The 26,367-nt window shown below is 45.9% G+C and carries 29 protein-coding genes and 4 tRNA genes; 32 read left to right on the top strand and 1 reads right to left on the bottom strand.

Translation table 11 applies throughout. The annotated features are described in order from the left end of the window. Positions 1 to 442: 442 nt before the first annotated feature. Positions 443 to 1,660, bottom strand: coding sequence for an MFS transporter (locus tag HUX64_RS04020; protein ID WP_174624955.1), 1,218 nt, complete (start codon positions 1,658 to 1,660; stop codon positions 443 to 445). Between the two features lie 2 nt (positions 1,661 to 1,662). Here HUX64_RS04020 and HUX64_RS04025 point away from each other — a divergent pair, with 2 nt between their 5' ends. The 32 genes from HUX64_RS04025 (at position 1,663) to rplX (ending at position 26,367) form a co-directional block, all read left to right on the top strand. Further along, a complete protein-coding gene (locus HUX64_RS04025) occupies positions 1,663 to 1,902 on the top strand; it encodes a hypothetical protein (RefSeq protein WP_174624956.1) in 240 nt (79 codons plus the stop codon). Between the two features lie 406 nt (positions 1,903 to 2,308). Beyond that, the gene (locus HUX64_RS04030; protein ID WP_174624957.1) at positions 2,309 to 2,560 is read left to right on the top strand and encodes a hypothetical protein; all 252 of its coding nucleotides are present in this window, start codon (positions 2,309 to 2,311) and stop codon (positions 2,558 to 2,560) included. Positions 2,561 to 2,754: 194 nt separating this feature from the next. Further along, positions 2,755 to 2,839: transfer RNA gene (locus tag HUX64_RS04035), tRNA-Tyr, on the top strand. Positions 2,840 to 2,857: 18 nt separating this feature from the next. Beyond that, positions 2,858 to 2,931 (top strand) — tRNA-Gly (locus HUX64_RS04040). A 14-nt stretch (positions 2,932 to 2,945) separates the two neighbouring features. Then, a tRNA-Thr gene (locus HUX64_RS04045) sits at positions 2,946 to 3,021 on the top strand. A gap of 35 nt (positions 3,022 to 3,056) precedes the next feature. Beyond that, complete coding sequence (locus HUX64_RS04050; protein WP_174624958.1) at positions 3,057 to 4,160, top strand: elongation factor Tu; 1,104 nt, start codon at positions 3,057 to 3,059, stop codon at positions 4,158 to 4,160. 48 nt (positions 4,161 to 4,208) lie between these two features. After that, positions 4,209 to 4,284: transfer RNA gene (locus tag HUX64_RS04055), tRNA-Trp, on the top strand. A 51-nt stretch (positions 4,285 to 4,335) separates the two neighbouring features. Then, positions 4,336 to 4,713, top strand: coding sequence for a preprotein translocase subunit SecE (gene secE / locus HUX64_RS04060; RefSeq protein ID WP_174624959.1), 378 nt, complete (start codon positions 4,336 to 4,338; stop codon positions 4,711 to 4,713). A 4-nt stretch (positions 4,714 to 4,717) separates the two neighbouring features. Then, a complete protein-coding gene (nusG, locus tag HUX64_RS04065; protein ID WP_174624960.1) occupies positions 4,718 to 5,251 on the top strand; it encodes a transcription termination/antitermination protein NusG in 534 nt (177 codons plus the stop codon). Between the two features lie 117 nt (positions 5,252 to 5,368). After that, on the top strand, positions 5,369 to 5,800 hold the full coding sequence (rplK, locus tag HUX64_RS04070; protein ID WP_174624961.1) for a 50S ribosomal protein L11: 432 nt from the start codon (positions 5,369 to 5,371) through the stop codon (positions 5,798 to 5,800). Then, positions 5,800 to 6,495 carry a 50S ribosomal protein L1 gene (rplA, locus tag HUX64_RS04075; protein ID WP_174624962.1) on the top strand — a complete coding sequence of 232 codons (696 nt, stop codon included), beginning with the start codon at positions 5,800 to 5,802 and terminating at the stop codon, positions 6,493 to 6,495. The genes rplK and rplA overlap by 1 nt, the downstream gene beginning before the upstream one ends. A gap of 189 nt (positions 6,496 to 6,684) precedes the next feature. Further along, positions 6,685 to 7,179, top strand: coding sequence for a 50S ribosomal protein L10 (gene rplJ / locus HUX64_RS04080; RefSeq protein WP_174624963.1), 495 nt, complete (start codon positions 6,685 to 6,687; stop codon positions 7,177 to 7,179). Positions 7,180 to 7,224: 45 nt separating this feature from the next. Then, positions 7,225 to 7,593, top strand: coding sequence for a 50S ribosomal protein L7/L12 (gene rplL, locus HUX64_RS04085; protein ID WP_174624964.1), 369 nt, complete (start codon positions 7,225 to 7,227; stop codon positions 7,591 to 7,593). A gap of 137 nt (positions 7,594 to 7,730) precedes the next feature. Continuing rightward, entirely contained in the window at positions 7,731 to 11,822 is a 4,092-nt protein-coding gene (gene rpoB / locus HUX64_RS04090; protein WP_174624965.1) for a DNA-directed RNA polymerase subunit beta, read from the top strand. Positions 11,823 to 11,907: 85 nt separating this feature from the next. Beyond that, positions 11,908 to 16,101, top strand: a complete 4,194-nt coding sequence (gene rpoC, locus HUX64_RS04095) for a DNA-directed RNA polymerase subunit beta' (RefSeq protein ID WP_174625019.1) — start codon at positions 11,908 to 11,910, stop codon at positions 16,099 to 16,101. Positions 16,102 to 16,430: 329 nt separating this feature from the next. Continuing rightward, positions 16,431 to 16,805 carry a 30S ribosomal protein S12 gene (rpsL, locus tag HUX64_RS04100; RefSeq protein WP_174624966.1) on the top strand — a complete coding sequence of 125 codons (375 nt, stop codon included), beginning with the start codon at positions 16,431 to 16,433 and terminating at the stop codon, positions 16,803 to 16,805. A 21-nt stretch (positions 16,806 to 16,826) separates the two neighbouring features. Next, positions 16,827 to 17,297: a 30S ribosomal protein S7 gene (gene rpsG, locus HUX64_RS04105; RefSeq protein ID WP_174624967.1), complete on the top strand. Its 471-nt coding sequence runs from the start codon at positions 16,827 to 16,829 to the stop codon at positions 17,295 to 17,297. A gap of 30 nt (positions 17,298 to 17,327) precedes the next feature. Continuing rightward, the gene (gene fusA / locus HUX64_RS04110; RefSeq protein ID WP_174624968.1) at positions 17,328 to 19,424 is read left to right on the top strand and encodes an elongation factor G; all 2,097 of its coding nucleotides are present in this window, start codon (positions 17,328 to 17,330) and stop codon (positions 19,422 to 19,424) included. Between the two features lie 28 nt (positions 19,425 to 19,452). Next, positions 19,453 to 20,643, top strand: a complete 1,191-nt coding sequence (gene tuf, locus HUX64_RS04115) for an elongation factor Tu (protein ID WP_174624969.1) — start codon at positions 19,453 to 19,455, stop codon at positions 20,641 to 20,643. 5 nt (positions 20,644 to 20,648) lie between these two features. Beyond that, the gene (gene rpsJ / locus HUX64_RS04120) at positions 20,649 to 20,960 is read left to right on the top strand and encodes a 30S ribosomal protein S10 (RefSeq protein WP_006890490.1); all 312 of its coding nucleotides are present in this window, start codon (positions 20,649 to 20,651) and stop codon (positions 20,958 to 20,960) included. Positions 20,961 to 20,978: 18 nt separating this feature from the next. Beyond that, positions 20,979 to 21,629, top strand: a complete 651-nt coding sequence (rplC, locus tag HUX64_RS04125) for a 50S ribosomal protein L3 (protein ID WP_174624970.1) — start codon at positions 20,979 to 20,981, stop codon at positions 21,627 to 21,629. Between the two features lie 3 nt (positions 21,630 to 21,632). Continuing rightward, the gene (gene rplD, locus HUX64_RS04130) at positions 21,633 to 22,253 is read left to right on the top strand and encodes a 50S ribosomal protein L4 (protein WP_174624971.1); all 621 of its coding nucleotides are present in this window, start codon (positions 21,633 to 21,635) and stop codon (positions 22,251 to 22,253) included. 2 nt (positions 22,254 to 22,255) lie between these two features. Beyond that, complete coding sequence (gene rplW, locus HUX64_RS04135) at positions 22,256 to 22,549, top strand: 50S ribosomal protein L23 (RefSeq protein ID WP_174625020.1); 294 nt, start codon at positions 22,256 to 22,258, stop codon at positions 22,547 to 22,549. Between the two features lie 40 nt (positions 22,550 to 22,589). Next, complete coding sequence (gene rplB / locus HUX64_RS04140) at positions 22,590 to 23,417, top strand: 50S ribosomal protein L2 (RefSeq protein ID WP_174624972.1); 828 nt, start codon at positions 22,590 to 22,592, stop codon at positions 23,415 to 23,417. Between the two features lie 10 nt (positions 23,418 to 23,427). Beyond that, on the top strand, positions 23,428 to 23,700 hold the full coding sequence (rpsS, locus tag HUX64_RS04145; protein WP_174624973.1) for a 30S ribosomal protein S19: 273 nt from the start codon (positions 23,428 to 23,430) through the stop codon (positions 23,698 to 23,700). Positions 23,701 to 23,708: 8 nt separating this feature from the next. Beyond that, positions 23,709 to 24,044: a 50S ribosomal protein L22 gene (rplV, locus tag HUX64_RS04150; protein WP_174625021.1), complete on the top strand. Its 336-nt coding sequence runs from the start codon at positions 23,709 to 23,711 to the stop codon at positions 24,042 to 24,044. A gap of 9 nt (positions 24,045 to 24,053) precedes the next feature. After that, positions 24,054 to 24,725, top strand: coding sequence for a 30S ribosomal protein S3 (rpsC, locus tag HUX64_RS04155; protein ID WP_174624974.1), 672 nt, complete (start codon positions 24,054 to 24,056; stop codon positions 24,723 to 24,725). A 16-nt stretch (positions 24,726 to 24,741) separates the two neighbouring features. Continuing rightward, the gene (gene rplP / locus HUX64_RS04160) at positions 24,742 to 25,155 is read left to right on the top strand and encodes a 50S ribosomal protein L16 (protein WP_174624975.1); all 414 of its coding nucleotides are present in this window, start codon (positions 24,742 to 24,744) and stop codon (positions 25,153 to 25,155) included. Continuing rightward, entirely contained in the window at positions 25,155 to 25,346 is a 192-nt protein-coding gene (gene rpmC / locus HUX64_RS04165) for a 50S ribosomal protein L29 (protein ID WP_174624976.1), read from the top strand. The genes rplP and rpmC overlap by 1 nt, the downstream gene beginning before the upstream one ends. Before the next feature lie 2 nt (positions 25,347 to 25,348). Then, positions 25,349 to 25,624, top strand: a complete 276-nt coding sequence (gene rpsQ / locus HUX64_RS04170) for a 30S ribosomal protein S17 (RefSeq protein WP_174624977.1) — start codon at positions 25,349 to 25,351, stop codon at positions 25,622 to 25,624. Positions 25,625 to 25,667: 43 nt separating this feature from the next. Then, positions 25,668 to 26,036, top strand: a complete 369-nt coding sequence (gene rplN, locus HUX64_RS04175) for a 50S ribosomal protein L14 (RefSeq protein ID WP_174624978.1) — start codon at positions 25,668 to 25,670, stop codon at positions 26,034 to 26,036. Positions 26,037 to 26,049: 13 nt separating this feature from the next. Beyond that, positions 26,050 to 26,367: a 50S ribosomal protein L24 gene (gene rplX / locus HUX64_RS04180; protein ID WP_174624979.1), complete on the top strand. Its 318-nt coding sequence runs from the start codon at positions 26,050 to 26,052 to the stop codon at positions 26,365 to 26,367.

Here is a 26,367-nt window from a genome sequence, read left to right on the forward strand (position 1 = left end):
GACGGCCATTCGCTCGGCCGTCTTTGCAGTTCGCTTGCTTGCCGCATTTTGGACAATCCATCACGCCCTCCCAAGGCATCTGAATGTTGCAAAACTTATACATTGTCTATATTTATTTAGCAATGCCGAATAAACAACTTGCCCCTACACGGGTGTCTACCCATTCATGCGCGGTAAGCGGTTGATTCCGATAAGGAGTTACTGAAAATCTCAGTAAATTGAAGAAATAATAATGCCTATTCATAGCCAAGTATATTAGCTTTAACAAGGGCTATCAACTTGATCTAAATGATTGCTTAAACCGTTGGGATAGGTACTGTGTTATGGCTACACAACTGATAAGGTTGACAGGAGAGTGAGGATCAGCTTCTGTCAGGGGGTTGAGTGGCTTAGCTTGGGCCATTTGCTAAAAACCATTGATATTTCTTCGCCGCGTTATCAATCAATGCAGTTGGTGAAGTTCCAGCCGGCGCAGTTTCGGTGCCAGTTTTGCCGTTGCGCCCACCACAGCCAAAGTCATCATTCCACCGAAAACCACTGACGGCACTAGCCCCATCAAGCGAGCCATTATCCCCGATTCAAAAGCTCCCAGCTCGTTGGAGGAACCAATAAAGAGGCCATTAATAGCGGAAACCCGGCCGCGCATTACATCAGGTGTCGCCAATTGCAGAATGGTCGTGCGCATGACCACCGAGACTCCATCGAAAACCCCCGAGAGCATCAACAATAGCCCGGCGATCCAGAAATTTGTGGATAGGGCAAAGCAAATCATGCAAAAGCCGAACCCTGCCACGGCGCTCAATAGCCAGCAACCGGCATGCCGACTGATGGGATGGCGGGTGAGCAATAAACCGGTCGTCACGGCGCCGATTGCGGGGGCGGCGCGAAGAATTCCAAGTCCCTCAGGTCCGTAATGAAAGATGTCGTGAATGAATGCAGGCAGCATAGAAATCGCGCCTCCGAACAGCACAGCGAACATATCCAGCGACTGGGCGCCGAAGATGATCTGGTTGCTGAACACGAAACGCAGGCCTTCAGCAATGCTGGTAAAGAGTGGAGCACTGGCTGCTGGCGGAGGTTCCTCAACACGCAGCGACAGCAGTGCCACGGCGGCCCCCAGGCACAGGCCGGTGGACATGCTATAGGCCGCCGTCTTGCCCGCCCATCCGACCAGGAGACCACCTAATGCAGGGCCTACCACAAGCCCGAACTGGAATACGGAACTGCCGATTCCGGAGGCCCGAGCATATTGAGCACGCGGCAAAATCAGGGCGAACATGGCGTTATAGGAGGGGCCGATAAAGGCGCGTGCCGCCCCGGTAAAGGCGATAGCGACATAGATCCATACCGAAGGATTGCTGTCTATCCAGCCTGCCGCCACTGCAACCAGGACCAGGGCGTTGAGAAATAGCATCAGGCAGGCACCTACACCAAACAGGCGACGGGAGTGGTGATCTACCGCATAGCCTGCGAACAGCGCGCAGCAAAAGTAGGGGATCGCCTCGGCCAGTCCAATTAAACCCAGTGCCAGGGTGTCATGCGTCAGCTCGTAAAGATGCCAGCCGACCACGATCGCCATTATTTGGTAGGCGAGTACGATGAGGATGCGAAAAGCTAACAGCTTGAGAAACGCAGCATTTAAATGACTAAAAAATTGCATGTATGTCTGATGATCAACAGCGACTGACCTACCCGAGTAGAGCAACCGAAGCAATAAAAATTCTAGGGGTACTGTTTTTTTTGTTCGAACAGGTCGAAATGGCAAAACTTGCCCTTAACACGAATGCTGGACGGTCTTCTGATACTATCCGATTCTATGTTTTAGAGAAAGTAACATCTGATTTTTACACATTGAACCGCATTACTATTTATAACAATACCCGCTTAGAAGAAAAAGGATAAAATTTTTCAATGTATTATTTCCCAATTCCGCTTGCGCCTGGCTTGTAAAAAAGGCTCAAGCAAACTCAGACCTGTGAGTTTTGAAGGTGATGCAGGAGAGATTACTCGCCTGGATGCCTTTTAAATCGGAATATAACGGCGTTGACCTGTTATCCCTATGCCCCAAACCGTCAAACACGGACTCTTGACATACTTGCATCAACAACTTGATACGCTGCTGGACAAGCCACAGGCCACACGGAGTCGTTGTTCAATAACCTCAGACTAATTAGTAAAACCTTAACTCTCAGTCCGTCAAGCAGGAACTGCCGGTGCTGCGTACCCTTGCTGGAAGTGCTGCCGAAATACCGATCATTTCCTGCCAGCTCTTTTGCATGAATTTACTCTGGCTTACCTGCAGTTGACCATGACTCGCGCCCCAGGGAAATTAAAAAAGTCCAGTAACTGGTTAAAACTCTATCCCGGCTTGCTCGAGGTATTGGGCGTCGATCAGGATGGCAATATGATGCGCGGTAACAACCGCTTTCTCGGAAGCAATATTATCCCGAAGTTCCTGAGCAAAAGCCGCGACGCCACTTTGTTGCTGTTCATGAGACTAAAGAGGTATTTGGCTAATGCAAGGGCATATCGGCAACCCGAACTTAAGAATGCCCTGTAACTCTGCTACGCACGACTGCTTCGGGAAATGGCTTCGGGCTACCGCCATACCCCGTTTCCCCGAAAATTAAAAAAGCCGACAATTCATTTGCTGCAGAATAGGACAGTTCTAGGTCTTTTATTGTTAACATAATGTGAAGTATTAGTTGACATATGTTTATTCAATAAAAGATAATAAAGGGCTTATCCGGTATTGGAGGGGTTCCCGAGCGGCCAAAGGGATCAGACTGTAAATCTGCCGGCTCTGCCTTCGGAGGTTCGAATCCTCCCCCCTCCACCATCCAGAATTAAATAATCTGCGGGTGTAGTTCAATGGTAGAACTCCAGCCTTCCAAGCTGATCACGTGGGTTCGATTCCCATCACCCGCTCCATATTTTTATAATTAGCCCATATAGCTCAGTAGGTAGAGCACTTCCTTGGTAAGGAAGAGGTCACCGGTTCAAATCCGGTTATGGGCTCCAGTTGTAGTGATATTGATGGTTAAGGGCGTATTTCTATGGCCAAAGAAAAATTTTCCCGCAGTAAGCCGCATGTCAACGTAGGCACTATTGGTCACGTGGATCACGGCAAGACCACCCTGACGGCGGCGTTAACGAAAGTGATGGCGGAGTTGCAGGGCGGCGAAGTGAAAGCCTTCGATCAGATTGACAATGCCCCGGAAGAACGGGCGCGCGGTATCACGATTGCCACCTCGCATGTCGAATATGAATCCGCGACCCGCCATTATGCCCATGTCGATTGCCCGGGCCATGCCGATTATGTGAAAAACATGATTACCGGGGCGGCGCCAATGGACGGCGCCATCCTGGTCTGTTCGGCCGCAGACGGGCCGATGCCGCAAACCCGCGAGCACATCCTGCTGTCGCGTCAGGTCGGGGTGCCTTATATCGTGGTATTTTTGAATAAAGCCGATATGGTCGATGACCCTGAACTGATTGAACTGGTGGAAATGGAAATCCGGGAATCACTGGACCTGTACGAATTCCCCGGCGATGACACCCCGATTATCGTGGGCTCCGCGTTAAAGGCGCTGGAAGGCGATACCAGCGAGATTGGCGTGCCCTCAGTTGTGAAACTGGTCGAGGCCCTGGACAGCTATATTCCGCTGCCGGAACGGGCGGTGGATGGACCCTTCCTGCTGCCCATCGAGGATGTGTTCTCGATTTCCGGCCGCGGCACCGTAGTCACCGGCCGTATTGAACGCGGCGTCATCAAGGTCGGTCAGGAAGTCGAGATTGTCGGCATCCTGCTGCGCGGCACCAAACGCGATGACGTCGAGCGCGGCCAGGTATTGGCCCATAAGGGCACGATCAAGCCGCATGCCCATTTCACTGCTGAAATTTATGTGTTGTCCAAGGAAGAAGGCGGCCGCCATACGCCGTTTTTTAACGGCTATCGCCCACAGTTCTACTTTCGCACCACCGATGTGACCGGCGCTGTGGATCTGCCGGAAGGCGTGGAAATGGTCATGCCTGGGGATAATATATCCGTGCAGGTGAAACTGATCGCGCCGATTGCTATGGAAGAGGGCCTGCGCTTTGCCATCCGCGAAGGCGGTCGTACCGTCGGCGCCGGCGTGGTCGCATCTATAGTTGAATAATAATTTTAATTAATATATAATATTCGATTCCGTAAGATTAGTCTGAATAGGTCAGTAGCTCAATTGGTAGAGTAGCGGTCTCCAAAACCGCGGGTTGGGGGTTCGAGACCCTCCTGGCCTGCCATTCAGATCGAAACATTTCAAAATAATCTATTGCTCATAGTAAAAATAACTCATGAATACTCAGGCAGAAGCTAGGACATCGGTTTTTGATATTGTAAAGCAAGTCTTTTCTCTTGTCTTTGTAGTGGGTGGCGTCGCTGCATTTTATTATTTCTCCGAAATTCAACTCTTATACCGCGTACTGGGCTTGCTGGCAATTGTCTTGATAGTAGTGGGCATGATGCTAACTACCGATGCAGGTCGTAGTGCATGGTATTTTATACTGGAATCAAAGCAGGAAGTAAGGAAAGTTATTTGGCCTACTCGCGAAGAAACCATGCGCACAACAATGCTGGTATTTGCTATGGTATTTGTTGTGGCGCTGATTCTATGGCTGCTGGATATGTTTCTGTTTTGGGGTGTACGTCTATTGACCGGTCAAGGGGAATAAGGAAATGACGCTACGTTGGTATGTGGTTCACGCCTACTCGAACTTTGAAAGTAAAGTTAAGCAAGCATTGGAAGAGCGCGTTAAAAGAGAAGGTCTTGAGCAGTATTTTGGAAAGATTTTGGTGCCTACCGAAGAGATAGTGGAAATGCGTATGGGCCAGCAACGCAAGAGTGAAAGAAAATTCTTTCCCGGCTATGTACTGGTGCAAATGGAGTTAACTGACGAGACCTGGCATTTGGTCCGGGATGTTCCCAAGGTATTGGGTTTTATAGGCGGCACTTCCGATCGCCCTGCGCCCATATCGGAAAAAGAAGCCATGGCTATTCTTAATAGAGTGGAGGAGGGCGTGAATAAACCTCGTCCGAAGATTTTATTTGAAGCCGGCGAAGTAGTCAGAGTAATTGACGGACCTTTTAAAGATTTTAATGGTGTGGTTGAAGAAGTTAATTACGAAAAAAATAAGCTAAAAATATCAGTACTCATTTTTGGCCGTTCTACTTCTGTAGAATTAGGTTTTGGGCAGGTTGAAAAAAGCTAATTGTATTTTTGCAGTTGGTATTTACTGAATCTCTGTCTGAAAAGGCAGGGATTTTTGTGTCTAGGGGGAGCTGAAAAGCGTTCGCACCCATAATTAAGTTAAAATGGTAAAGTAAAAATGGCCAAAAAAATAACCGCATATATAAAACTTCAGGTAAAGGCAGGCGAAGCAAACCCTAGTCCACCAGTAGGTCCGGCTTTGGGTCAGCGGGGTGTAAATATTATGGAATTTTGCAAGGCATTCAATGCTAAAACCCAGGATACAGAAAAGGGCCTGCCTTTACCTGTTGTTATTACAGTATATAGTGACCGAAGCTTTACTTTTATTACCAAAACCCCTCCGGCTTCCATTCTTTTGAAAAAAGCAGCGGGTTTAAAAAGTGGCAGTAGTAATCCCAATACTAAAAAAGTGGGTACAGTAACTCGAGCCCAATTAGAAGAAATTGCTAAAACGAAAATGGAAGACTTGAATGCTGCAGATCTGGAAGCGGCAATAAAGACAATTGCAGGCAGTGCCTATAGCATGGGTCTGAATGTGGAGGGATTGTAATGGCCAAGTTATCAAAAAAAGCAAAAATTATTAAAAGTAAAGTTGATAGAACCAAGCAGTATTCCCTGGTTGAAGCAATTCAACTATTGAAAGAGCTGGGCACGGCAAAGTTTAATGAAGCCATAGATGTCAGTGTTAATCTCGGGGTAGATCCGCGCAAATCGGATCAGAATGTTCGCGGTGCAACAGTTTTGCCTAATGGCACGGGTAAAACGGTCAGAGTAGCTGTTTTTACTCAAGGGCCCAACGCAGAGGCTGCAAAAGCGGCAGGCGCAGATATTGTAGGCATGGATGATCTGGGCCATCTTGTTAAAAAAGGCGAAATGAATTTTGATGTGGTGATTGCTTCTCCTGATGCGATGAGAGTAGTGGGCCAACTGGGTCAAATTTTAGGTCCCAGAGGATTAATGCCTAATCCCAAGGTAGGCACAGTGACGGCTGACGTCGCCACTGCAGTCAACAATGCAAAGTCCGGTCAAGTGCGTTACCGCACTGATAAAGCAGGAATTATCCATTGTACGCTGGGCAAAATCACATTTGATGCAGATGCTATTCAGGGCAACCTGGAAGCATTGCTCGCCGACTTGAGAAAGGCCAAGCCAAGCGCAGCGAAAGGTATATATATCAAGAAGATAACTTTATCATCGACCATGGGGCCAGGGTTGTGGCTAGACCCGAATAGTCTGGCTGCTTAAAAGTGCTACAAAAAACTTTGAGTTGCCGAATCATCGACAACCGTCAAAGACCGCAGGTGTTGTAAAACTTAATTTTCCTGCGCAGACGGGAGCTGGAACCTGAAAACTGGGGAAAGGACCGTAAGGGTATCCAAGCGGATACGTTTTATTCATTCTGGATGTCACATTCAGAAAAATCGGAGGTAAGCTGTGGCACTAAATTTAGAGAGCAAAAAAGCTGTCGTAGAAGAAGTCGCTGAAATCGCCGCTAAAGCTCATTCCGCCGTTGCAGCAGAATATCGCGGATTAACAGTTACGGAATTAACTGAATTGCGCAAGACGGCGAGAGAGACGGGAGTTTATTTGCGCGTGGTAAAAAATACATTGGCAAAGCGAGCAATTGCCGGAACCGAATTTGAATGTATGCAAAGTGCGTTTGTAGGTCCTCTATTAATTGCATTTTCGATGGAAGACCCTGGTTCCGCAGCCCGTTTAATCAGTAATTTTTACAAAGGCCATGACAAGCTAATTACCAGAATTGTGGCTATTGGCGGCCAGTCATTTGATGGGTCTGAACTTAACCGATTGGCAAGTCTGCCTACCCGCGACCAGGGTATCGGTTTGCTAATGTCGGCAATGAAAGCGCCAGTAGAAAAACTTGTCCGCACGCTGGCAGCGATCAAAGATCAGAAACAGGCCGCATAAGCTTCATACTTAACCAGTTTTAAATAAATTTTAGAGGAATACACAATGGCACTAGCACAAGAAGATATCTTGGAAGCTGTCTCAAACATGAGCATTATGGAAGTTGTTGATTTAATTTCAGCAATGGAAAAAAAATTCGGCGTGTCTGCGGCCGCGGTTGCAACAGCAGCTCCTGCAACAGCGGCACCCGTTGTTGAGGAACAAACTGAATTCAATGTTGTTATGACATCTTTTGGCGAAAACAAGGTTTCTGTCATTAAAGCCGTTCGCAGTCTCACCGGCTTAGGCTTGAAGGAAGCTAAAGATGCAGTGGAAGGTGTACCTACCCTGCTTAAGGAAGGGGTGTCTAAAGCCGAAGCTGATACCGTTAAAAAGCAGCTTGAAGAAGCCGGCGCCACCGTCGAAATTAAATAACACTTTTTGATTCAAAATATAAAATATAAGGCTCACGCCTTTTAAGTATGGCTGGTGGCACAATGTCATCGGCCTTTTACTGTTTGCAATAATTGCACAGTAAAAAATTATTCATGACGAAAAGGTTTGGAAGCGATATGTCCTACTCTTTTACCGAAAAAAAGCGTATTCGTAATAACTTTGGGAAAAGTACTGAAGTACTTGAAGTTCCCTATCTTCTGGCAACTCAAATCAATTCCTATGCCGGTTTTCTACAAGCCGGTGTCGTGCCTGAAAAACGGCTGGACAGTGGATTGCATGCAGCATTTTCCAGTGTTTTTCCTATTGAAAGCCATTCCGGCTACGCCGTGCTGGAATATGTAAAATACCGGTTGGGGGAGCCTACTTTTGATGTCAGGGAATGCCAGCAAAGAGGTGCGACATACGCCGCCCCTTTACGAGTACTGGTGCGCCTGATTATTTATGATAAAGAGACCCCCGCCAATGCTAAAGTAGTCAAGGACGTCCGAGAACAGGAAGTTTATATGGGTGAGTTGCCTTTGATGACCGATAATGGAACTTTTGTTGTCAATGGTACAGAGCGCGTTATTGTGTCCCAACTACATCGCTCTCCTGGGGTGTTCTTTGATCATGATAAGGGCAAGACTCATTCTTCAGGAAAATTACTGTTTAATGCACGGGTCATACCGTATCGCGGTTCATGGCTGGATTTTGAATTTGATCACAAAGACTGCGTATTTGTTCGTATTGACCGACGCCGGAAAATACCGGCGACTATTCTACTGCGGGCATTAGGATTTGATAACGAAGAAATGATTAATATTTTCTTCGAGACCAATAAATTCACTCTCAATTCTGAAAAATGCTTGTTCCATATTGTGCCGGAGAGAATGCGCGGTGAACTTGCTGCTTTCGACATAAAAAATGATGGCCAGGTTCTGGTTGAAGAAGGGCGCCGCATTACCGCCAGGCATATTCGGGAAATGAATAAATCCGGATTGACGGAAGTTGAAGTGCCCAAAGAGTACCTGACTGGAAAGATTCTCGCTCATAACCTGATAGACGAATCCACAGGCGAAGTGATAGCCAATGTTAATGAGGAACTCACTCCGGCCTTGATAGAGCGCATTATCGAGAAAGGCATTCTTGAAATATATACGCTATTTGTTAATGATCTGGATAAAGGCCCCTACATTTCAAATGCAATGAGGCTGGATACGACTACGAATACGCTAGAAGCCCTGGTTGAAATATACAGAATGATGCGTCCCGGCGAGCCCCCTACTAAAGAGTCGGCCGAAAATCTTTTTCAAAACCTGTTTTTTACCGAAGAAAGATACGATCTGTCTGCGGTTGGCAGAATGAAATTTAATCGTCGCTTGGGGCGCGAAGAAATAACCGGCCCCGGTACCTTGACCAAGGATGATATAATCGATGTACTTAAAGAATTGATTAGTATCCGCAACGGCAATGGCAACGTTGATGATATAGATCATTTGGGCAACCGACGCGTCCGCTCAGTCGGGGAAATGATCGAAAATCAATTTCGAGTAGGGCTGGTAAGGGTTGAAAGGGCCGTTAAAGAACGCTTGACATTGGCGGATTCCGAAGGCTTGATGCCGCAAGAAATCATCAATGCGAAACCCGTTTCTGCTGCAGTAAAGGAATTCTTTGGCTCCAGTCAGTTATCGCAGTTCATGGATCAGAATAACCCGTTGTCCCAGGTAACCCACAAGCGCCGGGTATCGGCATTGGGACCCGGGGGATTGGCTAGAGAGCGCGCGGGTTTTGAAGTCAGGGATGTTCATACTACACATTATGGACGCGTTTGTCCTATTGAAACTCCGGAAGGACCCAATATTGGCTTGATAAACTCGTTGTCAGTTTATGCACGCACCAATAATTACGGCTTTTTGGAAACCCCGTATAGAAAAGTCATCGACGGCAAAGTAACTGATCAGGTTGATTATTTATCCGCTATTGAGGAGGGAGAGTTTGTTATTGCTCAGGCCAGCGTCGCCGTTGATGAAAACGGCAAGCTGGTGGAAGGATTGGTGTCATGCCGGTATAAGGATGAATTTACGTTGGCAATGTCCGATACAGTGCAGTATATGGATGTGTCGTCCAAACAGATTGTATCGGTGGCAGCTTCCATTATCCCGTTTCTTGAACACGACGACGCTAACCGTGCATTGATGGGTTCGAATATGCAGCGCCAGGCTGTACCTACCTTAAGAGCTGAAAAGCCTTTGGTCGGCACGGGAATGGAAAGAACAGTAGCCAAGGATTCTGGGGTAACCGTCATAGCTGCGCGGGGTGGAAGTATTGAGACGGTTGACGCCGCAAGAATCGTAGTGCGCGTAAATGATACAGAAACAGAAACAGGCGCGCCCGGAGTTGATATTTATAATCTTACCAAGTATACCCGTTCCAATCAGAATACCTGTATCAACCAAAAACCATTGGTAAAACCAGGGGATGTGGTAAATGCCGGCGATATTTTGGCGGACGGCCCCTCCACTGATATGGGTGAGTTGGCGCTGGGGCAGAATATGCTGGTTGCGTTTATGCCATGGAATGGTTACAACTTCGAAGATTCAATTTTAGTGTCCGAGCGTGTCGTGAAAGAAGACCGTTTTACTACCATTCATATCGAAGAAAAAACCTGCGTCGCACGGGATACCAAACACAGTCCGGAAGAAATTACGGCCGATATTCCGAATGTTAGCGAGGAAGCATTATCAAAACTTGACGAGTCCGGAATAGTGTATGTGGGAGCTGAAGTCAAGGGCGGCGATATTCTCGTTGGCAAGGTTACACCAAAAGGTGAAACTCAATTAACGCCGGAAGAAAAATTATTACGGGCAATTTTTGGCGAGAAAGCGGCGGATGTAAAAGACACATCGCTCCGTGTTCCCGGCAGTATTGAAGGTACGGTTATTGATGTCCAGGTGTTTACCCGGGACGGAGTCAAGAAAGATAAGCGGGCCATTGATATTGAAGAGGAAGAAATTAAACGTTACAGAAAAGATCTCGATGACCAGCTTAAAATTCTTGAAGAAGATATTTTTACGCGCGTAGCCAGGCTGCTGGTTGGAAAAGTCGCGCAATCAGGTCCGGGTCAATTGAAGTCTGGCACAGAGATAACGCGCGCTTACCTGAATGGTTTGAAACATTCAGACTGGCTAAAAATCCGAATGAAAGATGAAGATATCAATCTTCAGCTGGAAACAGTGGTTGGACAAGTTGAGCAGCAAAGAAAAGCCTTCGATGAGAAATTTGAAGTCAAGCGTAAAAAAATCACCATGGGTGATGATTTGGCGCCCGGCGTTCTGAAAATGGTCAAGGTGTACCTGGCGGTTAAAAGGCGTATTCAGCCGGGGGATAAAATGGCAGGCCGGCACGGTAATAAAGGCGTTATTTCCATGATCAGGCCAATCGAGGATATGCCCTATACAGCGGATGGAAATCCGGTGGATATTGTTTTAAATCCTTTGGGCGTACCGTCGCGGATGAATGTGGGACAGGTTTTGGAGACGCATTTAGGCTGGGCAGCCAAAGGCTTGGGCATCAAGATAGGCAAAATGCTTGAGGCCAAGTATGAGGAAGAAAAGGCCAAAGTTACGGTGATTAGAGACTATCTCGATAAAATCTATAATGGCAGTGGACGCAAAGAAGATCTGGATTCGTTTTCCGATAAAGAGATTCTGGAGATGGCGGCTAATCTGGTTGAGGGAGTGCCTATGGCTACGCCGGTGTTTGACGGTGCGAGCGAAGAGGAAATCCGCACTATGTTAAAGTTGGCGGATTTGCCTGAACATGGTCAAATTACCCTTTATGATGGTTTGACGGGTGAGCCGTTTGAGCGGAAAGTCACAGTTGGCTATATGTATATGTTGAAGCTGAATCATTTGGTTGACGACAAAATGCATGCAAGGTCAACGGGACCTTATAGCCTTGTTACCCAGCAGCCATTGGGCGGAAAAGCACAATTTGGCGGCCAACGATTTGGTGAGATGGAGGTCTGGGCGCTTGAGGCTTATGGCGCGGCCTATACATTGCAGGAAATGTTGACTGTTAAATCCGATGATGTAACGGGTAGAACACGTATGTATAAAAATATTGTTGACGGTGAGCATAAAATGGAAGCGGGTATGCCGGAATCGTTTAATGTTCTGATTAAAGAAATCCGTTCATTGGCTGTCAATATAGAATTAGAGCGGGAATAGTGTTCTGTCTGAATGAAACTACCTGATAGTCTGTTCTGGGACCCGCCAGAAAGTATTTAATGAGGACAAGCTCTTGAAAGATTTAATGAATTTCTTAAAACGCCAAGGTCGGGCTGATGATTTCGACGGCATTCGTATCGGCTTGGCATCGCCGGATATGATCCGTTCGTGGTCTTACGGCGAAGTAAAAAAACCCGAAACAATAAACTACCGCACCTTTAAACCCGAGCGTGATGGTTTGTTTTGCGCCAAAATTTTTGGTCCTGTTAGCGATTATGAGTGCCTGTGCGGCAAGTATAAAAGACTTAAGCATCGTGGCGTAATCTGCGAAAAATGCGGCGTTGAAGTAACGCTGTCGAAAGTTCGCCGCGAAAGGATGGGGCACATCGATTTAGCCAGTCCGGTTGCGCATATCTGGTTTTTAAAATCGCTGCCTTCCAGAATCGCCTTGTTACTGGATATGACGCTGCGCGAGATTGAGCGGGTCTTATATTTTGAATCCTTTGTAGTTTTAGATGCGGGGATGACGCCTTTAGAAAAAGGGCAATTGCTTACCGATGATGAGTATCTGGATGCTGTTGAGCTACATGGCGATGATTTTGTAGCCAAAATGGGCGCTGAAGCCATCTATGAATTATTGAAAGCCATAGATTTGAAAGAGCAGGTAAATATACTTCGTGAAGAAATAAACTCTACCAATTCAGAAACCAAAATCAAGAAGTACTCAAAGCGGCTTAAAGTCATGGATGCTTTATTGAGTTCAAGGAATCGGCCGGAATGGATGATTCTCAAGGTGCTCCCGGTGTTGCCGCCTGAACTGCGCCCATTGGTGCCGCTGGACGGAGGCCGTTTTGCCACTTCGGATTTGAATGATTTGTATCGTCGTGTTATTAACAGAAACAACCGTTTGAATCGCTTACTGGATTTGAATGCACCCGATATTATTGTTCGCAACGAAAAGCGCATGCTGCAGGAATCGGTGGATGCGTTGCTGGATAATGGCCGTCGTGGCCGTGCTATTACCGGAACCAACAGAAGGCCGCTCAAATCGCTGGCTGATATGATTAAGGGCAAGCAGGGGCGATTCAGACAAAACCTGCTGGGAAAACGGGTCGATTATTCCGGGCGTTCGGTTATCGTTGTCGGTCCAACTTTAAGATTGCACCAGTGCGGCCTGCCGAAAAAAATGGCACTGGAGTTGTTCAAGCCATTTATATTCAGTAAGTTACAATTTCGTGGTCTTGCGACTACCATTAAAGCCGCCAAAAAAATGGTTGAGCGGGAGGGTGCGGAAGTCTGGGATATTCTCGAAGAAGTTATTCGGGAACACCCGATCTTGTTAAATCGTGCTCCTACCTTGCATCGGCTTGGAATTCAGGCATTTGAGCCCACCCTGATTGAAGGTAAAGCAATCCAGCTGCATCCTTTGGTCTGTAGCGCTTTTAATGCTGACTTTGACGGCGACCAGATGGCGGTTCACATTCCGTTGTCAATTGAAGCTCAACTGGAAGCAAGAACTTTAATGATGGCGACAAATAATATATTGTCGCCTGCCAATGGTGAACCTGTCATTAATCCCTCCCAGGATGTAGTCTTGGGTCTTTACTATATCAGCCGTGAAAAAATTAATGCAAAAGGCGATGGCAGCATATTTGTCAGCGTCGGCGAAGTCCACAAGGCTCTGCTTGCTAAAACAGTTGAATTGCAATCTAAAATTCAATTACGCATCACCGAGCAAATAGTGAATGATCAAGGCGATACCCAGGAAAAAACCTATCGCGTAAAAACTACGGTGGGTCGGGCATTAATCTGGGAAGCAGTTCCTCGTCGCATGCCTTTCGAACTGGTTAACTGTGATATGACCAAAAAGAATATATCACGGCTAATTAACTATAGTTATCGTTACCTCGGTAACAAGGATACCGTGGTTCTGGCTGACCAGCTTATGTATTTAGGCTTCCGCTATGCCACCATCTCGGGTGTATCGTTCGGTATCGAAGACATGGCGATACCTGCTAAAAAAGCCGATATTATCAAAGCTGCCTATGCGGAAGTTAATGAAATTCAAAGTCAATATGCCTCTGGACTGGTAACTGATGGTGAGCGGTATAACAAGGTTGTGGATATTTGGTCGCATGCCAATGATCAAGTAGCCAAAGTTATGATGGATGGACTCGGAGAGGAAGCGGTAGTTGATGCGGATGGAAAGGTGGTAAAACAGAAATCGTTCAATTCCATCTTCATGATGGCGGAATCAGGCGCGCGGGGTTCTGCTGCGCAGATTCGCCAATTAGCCGGTATGCGTGGCTTAATGGCTAAACCGGATGGTTCAATTATTGAAACTCCTATTACCGCGAATTTTAGAGAAGGGCTGGATGTACTGCAATATTTTATTTCCACTCACGGTGCTCGTAAGGGTTTGGCAGATACGGCGCTAAAAACTGCAAATTCAGGGTACTTGACCCGCCGGCTAGTGGATGTAGCTCAGGACCTGGTAATTACCGGCGATGACTGCGGTACTTCTAATGGATTGATTATGACGCCTATTATTGAGGGCGGTGATGTTGTCGAGCCGTTATCCGAACGGGTATTGGGGCGGGTTGCTGTAAATGACGTAATGGATACCTCCGGGGAGAATATCGTAGTGCCCGGAGGTACCTTACTGGATGAACACTGGGTTTCTGTTCTTGACGACCAAAGCATTGATCAGGTTTTAGTGCGTTCAATCATTACCTGCGAAAACAGACATGGTGTTTGTGTTGCCTGCTACGGGCGTGATTTGGGTCGCGGCCATCTCGTAAACACCGGTGAAGCGGTCGGCGTTATTGCTGCGCAATCAATTGGTGAGCCTGGTACCCAGCTAACCATGCGGACTTTTCATATTGGCGGTGCTGCATCCAGATCGGCGGCAATCAGTAATGTACAGGTAAAATCTGCCGGTATTGTTCGCCTAAGCAACCTGAAATCAGTAGTTAACCGTGAAGGCAACCTTGTTGCGGTGTCAAGATCCGGGGAAGTGGGCGTAGTGGATGACTATGGACGGGAAAGAGAACGTTATAAAATTCCTTATGGCGCTGTACTTTCTGTCCAGGAAGGCAGCCGTATTAATGCCGGGGACATTATTGTCACGTGGGATCCTCATACTCACCCGGTTATCACCGAGGTAGATGGCATTGTACAGATGATCCATTTTTTAGATGGTGTAACGGTACAAAAACAATCTGATGAAGTAACTGGTTTGAGTTCTCTGGTAGTGATTGATCCTAAACAGCGAGGTAGTGCTGGTAAAGAATTACGGCCCATGGTTAAGCTGGTCGATATCTCCGGAGATACCATTTATCTGCCCGGAACTGAAATTCCTGCGCAATATTTCTTGCCCGCAGGAGCGATCGCCGGTATTAAGGATGGAGGCGAAGTTAAAGTAGGCGATGTTTTAGCCAGAATTCCCCAGGAATCCAGTAAGACGCGGGATATTACCGGCGGTTTGCCGCGCGTTGCAGACTTATTTGAAGCGCGTAAGACTAAAGACCCTGCAATTCTTGCAGAAAATAGCGGCACGATTTCATTTGGAAAGGAAACCAAAGGTAAACAGCGTGTCATTATTACTGATACAGCAGGTGAGCAGATTGAAACATTAATACCAAAATGGCGCCATATTACAGTTTTTGAAGGGGAATATGTTGAAAAGGGAGAGACCATTGCTGAAGGAGAGTTAACGCCCCATGATATCCTTAGACTAAGAGGGATTGAGGAACTCGCTAATTATCTTGTTAAGGAAATTCAGGATGTTTACCGACTGCAAGGGGTAAAAATTAATGATAAACATATTGAGGCTATAATTCGCCAAATGCTCAGGAAAGTGGAAATTACGGCTTCCGGTGATACCGATTTCCTTAAAGGGGATCAGGTTGAACGTGCAGCCTTGAGAATGGAAAATGACAAGATGGAGTCCGAAGGCAAGATTCCCGCCAGTTATGAGTCTATTTTGTTAGGCATTACCAAGGCATCGTTAGCTACAGAGTCATTTATCTCAGCCGCATCCTTCCAGGAAACCACGCGGGTATTGACCGATGCTGCCGTCAGAGGATTAAGTGATAGCCTGCAAGGTTTAAAAGAAAATGTGATTGTTGGGCGTTTAATACCGGCGGGCACCGGCTTGGCCTACCATGAAAGCAGGAAGAACAGGCTTGCCCAACAACAGATAGTGGAAAGCGAACCGTCTGCTGTAGTCCAGGCAGGAGACGTGGAAGAAGCTCTTAAACAAGCTCTAAACATTTAGAAACAAAATGATAATGCAATAGAGCCGATTTAGACAATTTTGAAAATGTAAAAATAAATATAAGAGATCACAAATCTGCCAATCATATTCATTTTCTCTTTATGTTCAGGATGAGGAAAAGGACTAAAAGGCTAGCAGACTTTTATAATTAACAATCTAGCTTAAGTTAAAGTTTATAAAATGTGCTTGACCTGCAGGGCCTTAATAAGTATTATGGTCTGCTAACATGAGCTAGCGCTCGTAGGTCAGGTTGAAAAGCTATCATGGCAATTATAAAGATAGTAATTATTTCAGCGGCTGACAATTAATATATCGGAGTAAACTAAAATATGGCCACCATTAACCAATTGGTTCGGAAGCCGCGAGCTAAAAAACTGGAAAAAACCAATGTCCCGGCACTGGAAGCATGCCCGCAGAGAAGAGGTGTATGTACCCGCGTCTATACAACCACTCCTAAAAAACCTAACTCTGCTTTACGAAAAGTAGCCAGGGTTAGATTAACTAACGGATCTGAAGTTAGTAGTTATATTGGAGGTGAAGGCCATAATCTTCAGGAGCACTCTGTCGTTTTGATAAGAGGAGGACGGGTTAAAGATTTACCGGGTGTAAGGTATCATGTTGTTCGTGGTAGCCTGGATGCTTCAGGTGTAACAAATAGAAAGTGCGGTCGCTCCAAATATGGAACAAAACGGCCTAAAAGCTAAGCATAGGTAGGTTGGTGCAGAATGTCTAGAAGAAGAGTTGCTACAAAAAGAGAAATCATTCCAGATCCCAGATTTGGCAGCATAATGTTGACCAAATTTATGAATATGATAATGGAAAGTGGCAAAAAATCAGTAGCCGAAGGGATTGTTTACGGTGCTTTGGATGTGATTGAAAGCAAAGGCCACGGAGAACCGCTGGAAGTATTGTCCAAGGCCTTGGAGAATGTTCAGCCCAGAGTTGAGGTTAAATCCCGTCGTGTTGGTGGTGCAACCTATCAGGTGCCTGTTGAGGTCCGCCCTTCAAGGCGTATGGCTTTAGCAATGCGCTGGTTGATTGACGCTTCACGTAAAAGAAATGAAAGAAGCATGCCTGTCAAGTTGGCAGGTGAGTTAATGGATGCTTTTGAAAATAGAGGTTCTGCAGCTAAGAAGCGTGAAGATACTCATAGAATGGCGGAAGCTAACAAAGCTTTTTCACACTATCGCTGGTAAGTAGATCCGTTAAACTGAGGGTCTTGGCTCGTGGCGCGTAAAACACCAATAGATCGTTATCGAAATATCGGGATCATGGCGCATATCGATGCTGGTAAAACGACTACTACAGAGCGTGTGCTTTACTATACAGGGGTATCTCACAAAATAGGTGAGGTGCATGATGGGGCAGCTACCATGGACTGGATGGAGCAAGAACAGGAACGAGGCATAACAATTACCTCGGCGGCTACAACTTGTTTTTGGAGCGGCATGGAAAAGCAATTTTCTCAGCATCGAATTAATATTATTGATACTCCAGGGCATGTTGATTTTACTATCGAGGTTGAGCGTTCATTACGCGTATTAGATGGGGCATGCGCTATCTTCTGTGCTGTAGGGGGCGTTGAGCCTCAATCTGAAACTGTTTGGCGTCAGGCTAATAAATATACGGTCCCCAGGTTGATTTTTGTCAACAAAATGGATCGCTCAGGGGCTGATTTCTTGCGGGTAATTGATCAGATTAAAACTCGTTTAGGCAATAACCCTGTGCCCATGCAGTTACCTATTGGCGCTGAAGATACTTTTGAAGGGGTTGTGGATCTCGTTAAAATGAAAGCAATATATTGGGATGAAACCAATATGGGCACGACTTTCACTGAAAAGGAAATTCCGGACGACATGCAAAAGCTCTGTGAGAAATGGAGAGAGCATATGATCGAGACAGCTGCCGAAGTTAGCGAAGAGTTAATGGAGAAATACCTTGAGCAGAGTGATCTAAGCAACGAAGAAATAAAACAGAGTATTCGTATTCAGACAATTGCCAATCAAGTTGTACCTGCATTTTGCGGTTCAGCCTTTAAAAATAAAGGTGTGCAGGCAATGCTGGATGCAGTGATTGACTATTTGCCGGCGCCAACTGATATTGAGGCAATAAAAGGCGTACTTGAGGATGAAGTTACTGAAGCACGGCGGCCAGCCAATGATAATGAGCCTTTTTCAGCGCTGGCATTTAAAATTGCTACAGATCCCTTTGTTGGCAGCTTGACTTTTTTTAGAGTTTACTCGGGTGTGTTAAAATCCGGAGACACTCTCTACAATTCAGTTAAAAGGAAAAAAGAGCGTATTGGTCGTATAGTACAAATGCACGCCAATAGTCGGGAAGAAGTTAAAGAGGTTTATGCGGGGGATATAGCGGCCGCCATTGGATTTAAAGATGTTACAACCGGTGATACGCTATGTGATCCCAAGGCGATTATTACTCTTGAGCGGATGGAGTTTCCTGAGCCTGTGATTTCGGTCGCAGTTGAGCCAAAAACCAAGGCTGATCAGGAGCAAATGGGGATCGCTTTAGGTAAGTTGGCTCAGGAAGATCCCTCATTTCGAGTGCATACGGATGAAGAATCGAGTCAAACAATTATATCCGGAATGGGTGAGTTGCACCTTGAAATAATTGTTGATCGAATGAAGAGAGAATTTAATGTTGAAGCTAATGTAGGGGCGCCACAAGTAGCATACCGGGAAACAATTCATAAATCGGTAGAACAGGAAGGTAAATTTATAAGACAATCTGGCGGGCGAGGACAATATGGGCACGTCTGGTTGCGAATTGAGCCAAAAGAGACTGGTTCAGGCTATGAATTTGTTAATGAAATTGTTGGCGGCGTTGTTCCTAAGGAATACATACCAGCGGTGGATAAGGGTGTTCAAGAGCAGTTGAAGAGTGGTGTACTTGCCGGATTCCCTGTTGTTGATGTCAAAGTGTCTTTGTTTGATGGGTCGTATCATGATGTTGATTCGAACGAGATGGCTTTCAAAATCGCCGGCTCCATGTGTTTTAAAGAAGGCGCAAGAAAGGCAAATCCTGTATTGCTTGAGCCGATAATGAAAGTTGAGGTTGTTACCCCTGAAGAATACATGGGCGATGTAGTGGGCGATATTAACAGGCGTCGCGGATTGATCCAGGGCATGGAAGATACGCCATCAGGTAAGACAGTTAGCTGCGAAGTACCGTTAGCGGAAATGTTTGGTTATGCAACTGATTTGCGTTCTGCAACACAGGGGCGGGCTACTTACAGTATGCAGTTTGAAAAATACAATGAAGCACCTGCAAGTATTGCAGAAGCGATTATTAAAAAATCTTCATAAATTGAATATAACATAAAGGTATTAACTCATGGCCAAAGAAAAATTTTCCCGCAGTAAGCCGCATGTCAACGTAGGCACTATTGGTCACGTGGATCACGGCAAGACCACCCTGACGGCGGCGTTAACGAAAGTGATGGCGGAGTTGCAGGGCGGCGAAGTGAAAGCCTTCGATCAGATTGACAATGCCCCGGAAGAACGGGCGCGCGGTATCACGATTGCCACCTCGCATGTCGAATATGAATCCGCGACCCGCCATTATGCCCATGTCGATTGCCCGGGCCATGCCGATTATGTGAAAAACATGATTACCGGGGCGGCGCCAATGGACGGCGCCATCCTGGTCTGTTCGGCCGCAGACGGGCCGATGCCGCAAACCCGCGAGCACATCCTGCTGTCGCGTCAGGTCGGGGTGCCTTATATCGTGGTATTTTTGAATAAAGCCGATATGGTCGATGACCCTGAACTGATTGAACTGGTGGAAATGGAAATCCGGGAATCACTGGACCTGTACGAATTCCCCGGCGATGACACCCCGATTATCGTGGGCTCCGCGTTAAAGGCGCTGGAAGGCGATACCAGCGAGATTGGCGTGCCCTCAGTTGTGAAACTGGTCGAGGCCCTGGACAGCTATATTCCGCTGCCGGAACGGGCGGTGGATGGACCCTTCCTGCTGCCCATCGAGGATGTGTTCTCGATTTCCGGCCGCGGCACCGTAGTCACCGGCCGTATTGAACGCGGCGTCATCAAGGTGGGTCAGGAAGTCGAGATTGTCGGCATCCGGCCGACCGTGACCACCACCTGTACCGGCGTCGAAATGTTCCGTAAACTTCTGGAACAGGGTCAGGCCGGCGACAACGTCGGGATCCTGCTGCGCGGCACCAAGCGCGATGACGTCGAGCGCGGCCAGGTATTGGCCCATAAGGGCACGATCAAGCCGCATGCCCATTTCACTGCTGAAATTTATGTGTTGTCCAAGGAAGAAGGCGGCCGCCATACGCCGTTTTTTAACGGCTATCGCCCACAGTTCTACTTTCGCACCACCGATGTGACCGGCGCTGTGGATCTGCCGGAAGGCGTGGAAATGGTCATGCCTGGGGATAATATATCCGTGCAGGTGAAACTGATCGCGCCGATTGCTATGGAAGAGGGCCTGCGCTTTGCCATCCGCGAAGGCGGTCGTACCGTCGGCGCCGGCGTGGTCGCATCTATAATCGAGTAATAACTATGTCTAATCAAACTATCAGGATACGATTGAAATCATTTGATCATAAATTGATCGATCAATCGGCTGGTGAGATAGTAGAAACGGCAAGAAGAACAGGTGCGCAAGTTAAAGGTCCTATTCCTCTGCCTACTAAAAAAGAACGATTCACGATTTTGATTTCTCCGCATGTTAACAAGGATGCGCGGGATCAGTATGAGTTAAGAACCTATAAAAGATTACTGGATATCGTGGAACCCACCGAGAAAACCGTTGATGCACTGATGAAATTGGATCTTGCAGCTGGGGTTGATGTTCAAATAAAGCTGAATTAAAAATAGAGGGATTGACAGATGTCAATAGGTCTTATAGGTCGTAAGTGTGGTATGACCAGAGTGTTTGATGAAGATGGCTTGTCAGTGCCGGTTACTGTTCTTCAGATTGACTCAAACAGGGTTGCCCAGGTTAAAAGCATTGAAACTGATGGCTATCGTTCTATTCAAGTAGCCGCTGGGGATAAAAAATCTTCACGGGTTAATAAAGCCATGGCGGGACACTATGCGGCTGCAAATATGACGGCCGGACGCGATCTTTGGGAATTTAGACTCGAAGACGGCGAGGGCGTTGAGTTATCTGCTGGCTCCCAATTATCATTGGACATTTTTACTGAAGGTCAAGTGATTGATGTGCAAGGTAAAAGTATTGGCAAAGGTTTTGCTGGCGGCGTAAAGCGTTACAATTTCAGAATGCAAGATGCAACACATGGTAATTCACTATCGCACAGGGTGCTGGGTTCTATCGGTATGTGTCAGACGCCGGGTCGAGTGTTTAAAGGCAAAAAAATGGCCGGTCACATGGGGGCTGTGAAAACAACTGTTCAAAATCTGACTATCCATTCAATTGATAAAGAAAGAAATTTAATTTTAGTAAAAGGTGCTGTTCCTGGAGCTAAAGGCGGTGATGTAATTATTACACCCGCGATGAAAATGCGACATAAAGGTTAAGCCATGGGTTTGCATATATCTGCTTTAAATGAACAAGACTCTGCCGGGCAGATAGAAGTAGCCGAGGCTATTTTCGGTCAGCCTTTTAATGAAACATTGGTACATCAATTGGTGACTAGATATCTGGCTGGAGCCCGGGCGGGCACAAAGGCTCAGAAAACTCGTTCTGACGTAAGCGGCGGAGGGTCAAAGCCGTGGAGACAAAAAGGGACAGGCCGAGCAAGATCTGGTACAATACGCAGTCCTATCTGGCGGACAGGTGGTGTAGCCTTCGCAGCAAGACCGAGATCTTACGATCAAAAACTGAATAAGAAAATGTTTCGTGTGGGCATACGGTCTATATTGTCAGAGTTGCTGAGACAGGATCGCCTGGTGGTTAGCAGCGATATTTTTCCTGCTACGCCTAAAACCAAAGAGTTAAGTGAAAAGCTAAAAAAAATTGATGCCAAGCGAATACTAATTGTTGTTGATAGTATAGATGCAAATCTGGCCTTAGCTTCAAGAAACATTCCCTATGTCGAAGTGATTGCAGCAGTCCATTTAAGTCCGGTTCTATTGGTTTCGGCTGATAAAGTTATTGCTACACCTGCTGCGTTGAAACAAATAGAGGAGCGCTTGGCATGAGTATTAATAAATATCAATTGGCGGGTATAGTGCAGGCTCCGCTTATATCTGAGAAGAGCACTATAGCGGCGGAAAAAAACAAACAATTTGTTTTTAAAGTGCAAAAACAAGCTACTAAAAAGCAAGTGAAAGGTGCAGTAGAATTCATGTTTAACGTCGAGGTTGCTTCAGTTCGGGTTTTGAACGTAAAAGGCAAGCAAAAAAGATTTGGCCGTTCTGTAGGCCAGCGATCCGATTGGAAAAAGGCGTATGTAAAACTTAAGTCTGGGCATGACATAGATTTCTCGGCTGCTTGATTATATAAATCAAAAGATCAATAGGAAAACGGTAGAAAGCATGGCGATTGTAAAGGCAAAACCGACGTCACCCGGGTCACGGTTTGTAGTGCGCATTAAAAATGAAGATTTGCATAAAGGCAAGCCTTTTGCGCCTTTGCTAAGTAAAAATAGCAAAAGTGGCGGTCGTAATAATCAGGGGCGTATAACAACTCGTCATATCGGCGGTGGACATAAGCATTATTACCGTATTATTGATTTCAAAAGAAATAAAACAGATATACCTGCTGTTGTTGAACGCCTGGAATATGATCCGAACAGGACAGCCCATATTGCCTTGATTTTGTTCAAAGATGGTGATCGTAAATATATCATTGCCCCTAAAGGGCTTGAAGTTGGTCAGGAAATTATTTGCTCGGAAACTGCTGCGGTTAAACCTGGTAATTGTATGTCATTAAGGAATATACCCATGGGTACGACTGTTCATTGTGTGGAATTAAAGCCGGGCAAGGGTGCGCAAGTAGCTAGAAGTGCGGGTAGCTCCGTACAGGTGGTTGCCAAGGATGGAATTCACGCAACAATCCGTATGCGTTCAGGTGAAATGCGTAAGGTTATGGCGGATTGCCGAGCTGTGATAGGTGAAGTATCAAATTCTGAACATAATCTTGCATCTCTTGGAAAAGCAGGGGCATCGCGGTGGCGAGGAGTTCGCCCAACCGTTCGCGGTGTGGCCATGAATCCTGTAGATCATCCGCATGGAGGTGGTGAAGGGCGTACCTCTGGTGGAAGACATCCCGTATCTCCTTGGGGTATGCCAACCAAAGGGTATAAAACACGAAAAAATAAACGTACTGATAATATGATCATCAGACGTCGTAAGCAGAAATAGAGAGGACAACGTGCCGCGTTCAATCAAAAAAGGTCCATTTATTGACCATCATCTACTTAAAAAAGTGGATGATGCTGTAAGCAACCATAATCGGAAGCCAATTAAAACTTGGTCAAGACGATCAATGATTATCCCCGATATGCTGGGCTTGACTATTGCCATCCATAATGGGCGGTTGCACATTCCAGTGCTCATTTCCGAGAATATGGTCGGGCACAAATTAGGGGAATTTGCACCCACGCGGACTTATAAAGGCCATGTGGCTGATAAGAAATCTAGATAGGGCGAATGATGGAAATTTCAGCAAAATTAAGCAATGCCCCTTTATCGGCTCAAAAAGCGCGGCTGGTCGGTGACCAGATTCGAGGTCTTCCCGTCGAAAAGGCGCTGAATATATTGAAATTCAGCTCAAAGAAAGCGGCTTCGATTATCAAAAAAGTTTTAGAATCTGCTATAGCAAATGCCGAACATAATGAAAGTGCAGATATTGATGAATTAAAAGTGTCTACCGTTTATGTTAATGAAGGGGTGACCATAAAAAGATTTAAGGCAAGAGCTAAAGGACGTGCAAATCATATCCTTAAAAGAACCTGCCACATTACAATTAAAGTCGCAGAACACGAGTAGGGGCAGAAAATGGGTCAAAAGGTACATCCCACGGGCATACGCCTTGGTATTGTTAAGGATTGGAATTCAAGGTGGTATGCAAATAGTCAAGATTACTCTGTTTTTTTGCATCAGGATTTAACCGTTCGAGATTATATCAGGAAAAAGTTAGCTCACGCTTCTGTGAGTCATATCCAGATTAATCGGCCTGCCAACAATGCGCAAATAACTATCCATACTGCTCGTCCGGGGATAGTTATTGGTAAGAAAGGGGAAGACATTGATTTCTTGAGGCAGGAGGTATCAAAGATTATGGGTATTCCTGTTCAGCTTAATGTTGAAGAAATTAGAAAGCCTGAATTGGATGCACAATTGGTCGCTGAAAGCGTTGCTCAGCAGCTTGAAAAAAGAATCATGTACCGTAGAGCAATGAAACGTGCTGTTACAAATACAATGCGTTTAGGTGCTGAAGGTATAAAGATCAATGTCGGTGGTCGTTTAAACGGCGCGGAGATTGCCAGAAGTGAATGGTATAGGGAAGGGCGCGTACCTTTGCATACCTTAAGAGCCGACATTGATTACGCAACTGCAGAAGCAAATACGACTTATGGGATTATCGGCATTAAAGTGTGGATATTCAAAGGAGAAGTATTCGACATGGATGCACATATTGCATCTATTAATTCAGAAACTAAAAAATAGTTGATGGGATAGAGACATGCTTCAACCTAAAAGAACCAAGTTCCGTAAGCAACATAAAGGCAGAAATACCGGTATTGCTGTTCGGGGCTCATCAGTAAGTTTTGGTGAATATGGCTTGAAATCCATAAGTCGTGGCAGACTCACTGCCCGTCAAATTGAGTCTGCCCGCAGAACCATCACACGCCATGTAAAACGGGGTGGCAAACTTTGGATTAGAATTTTTCCGGATAAACCTATTACTAAAAAGCCTTTGGAAGTTCGTATGGGAAAAGGGAAAGGCAGTGTAGAGTATTGGGTGGCTCAAATCCGGCCCGGCACAATGCTGTATGAAATACAGGGTGTCTCCGAAGAATTAGCGCGTGAGGCATTTGCTTTGGCCGCCGCTAAATTGCCTTTGAAAACACTTTTCACCGCTCGGACGATAATGTAATGAAAGCAAGTGAATTACGCCAAAAAACTAAGGATGAACTAGGATCTTTATTGCTTGAACTCTCACGTGAGCAGTTTAATCTTAAAATGCAAAAAGGTACAAGTCAATTGTCCAGGCCGGATCAAATAAAGAAAGTAAGACGGGATGTGGCACGTATTCATACCATATTAAATGAAATGGCAGGCGCCTAACCATGAGTGAAAATGTAACCGAAAATGCAGTTAAATTACGGACGACAACAGGTCGGGTTGTCAGTAATAAAATGGATAAAACCATTACTGTGCTAGTAGAGCGGGTGGTAAAACATCCGGTGTATGGTAAATACATTAAACGCTCTACAAAAATGATGGCTCATGATGAGCTAAACATTTGTCAGGAAGGCGATTTAGTGTTGATTACATCATGCAGGCCGATATCTAAGAATAAGACCTTTAAGCTGGTTCAGGTCGTGGAAAGTGCTGACAAATAGCATGCAAACTATTTATATATAGAAGATAATTTGGGAATTAATCATGATTCAGATGCAGACAAACCTTGACGTCGCCGATAATAGCGGTGCAAAAAGGGTCATGTGTATCAAAGTATTAGGCGGGTCACATCGGCGCTATGCCGGCATTGGTGACATCATCAAGGTCAGCATTAAAGATGCAATCCCTCGGGGAAGAGTAAAAAAGGGAGAAGTTTATAATGCATTGGTTGTTCGAACCCGTAAAGGCGTACGCAGATCTGATGGTTCAATGATTCGTTTTGATGGCAATGCAGCAGTAATTCTCAATAACAATTTACAACCACTGGGTACGCGCATTTTTGGCCCTGTAACACGTGAGTTAAGAGGTGAGAAGTTTATGAAGATTATCTCGCTGGCTCCTGAAGTATTATAAGGTAGGGCTGATCATGCAAAAGATTAGAAAAGGCGATGACGTGGTAATTCGTACCGGTAAGGATAAAGGCAAAAGTGGCCGGGTTAGTAAAGTATTAAAAGACAATAAGGTTTTGGTTGAAGGTATAAATCAGGTAAAAAAGAGCCAAAAGCCAAATCCGAATGCGGGGATATCCGGAGGAATTATAACTAAGGATATGCCGATTAATATTTCAAATGTAGGTTTATATAACCCACAAACGAAAAAAGCAGATCGTGTCGGCTTTAAGTTTCTGGAAGACGGAAAAAAAGTCAGATATTTTAAGTCAACGAAAGAAGTCATTGATACGTAA

The organism is Candidatus Methylobacter favarea (assembly GCF_902806695.1).
Classification (GTDB): domain Bacteria; phylum Pseudomonadota; class Gammaproteobacteria; order Methylococcales; family Methylomonadaceae; genus Methylobacter_B; species Methylobacter_B favarea.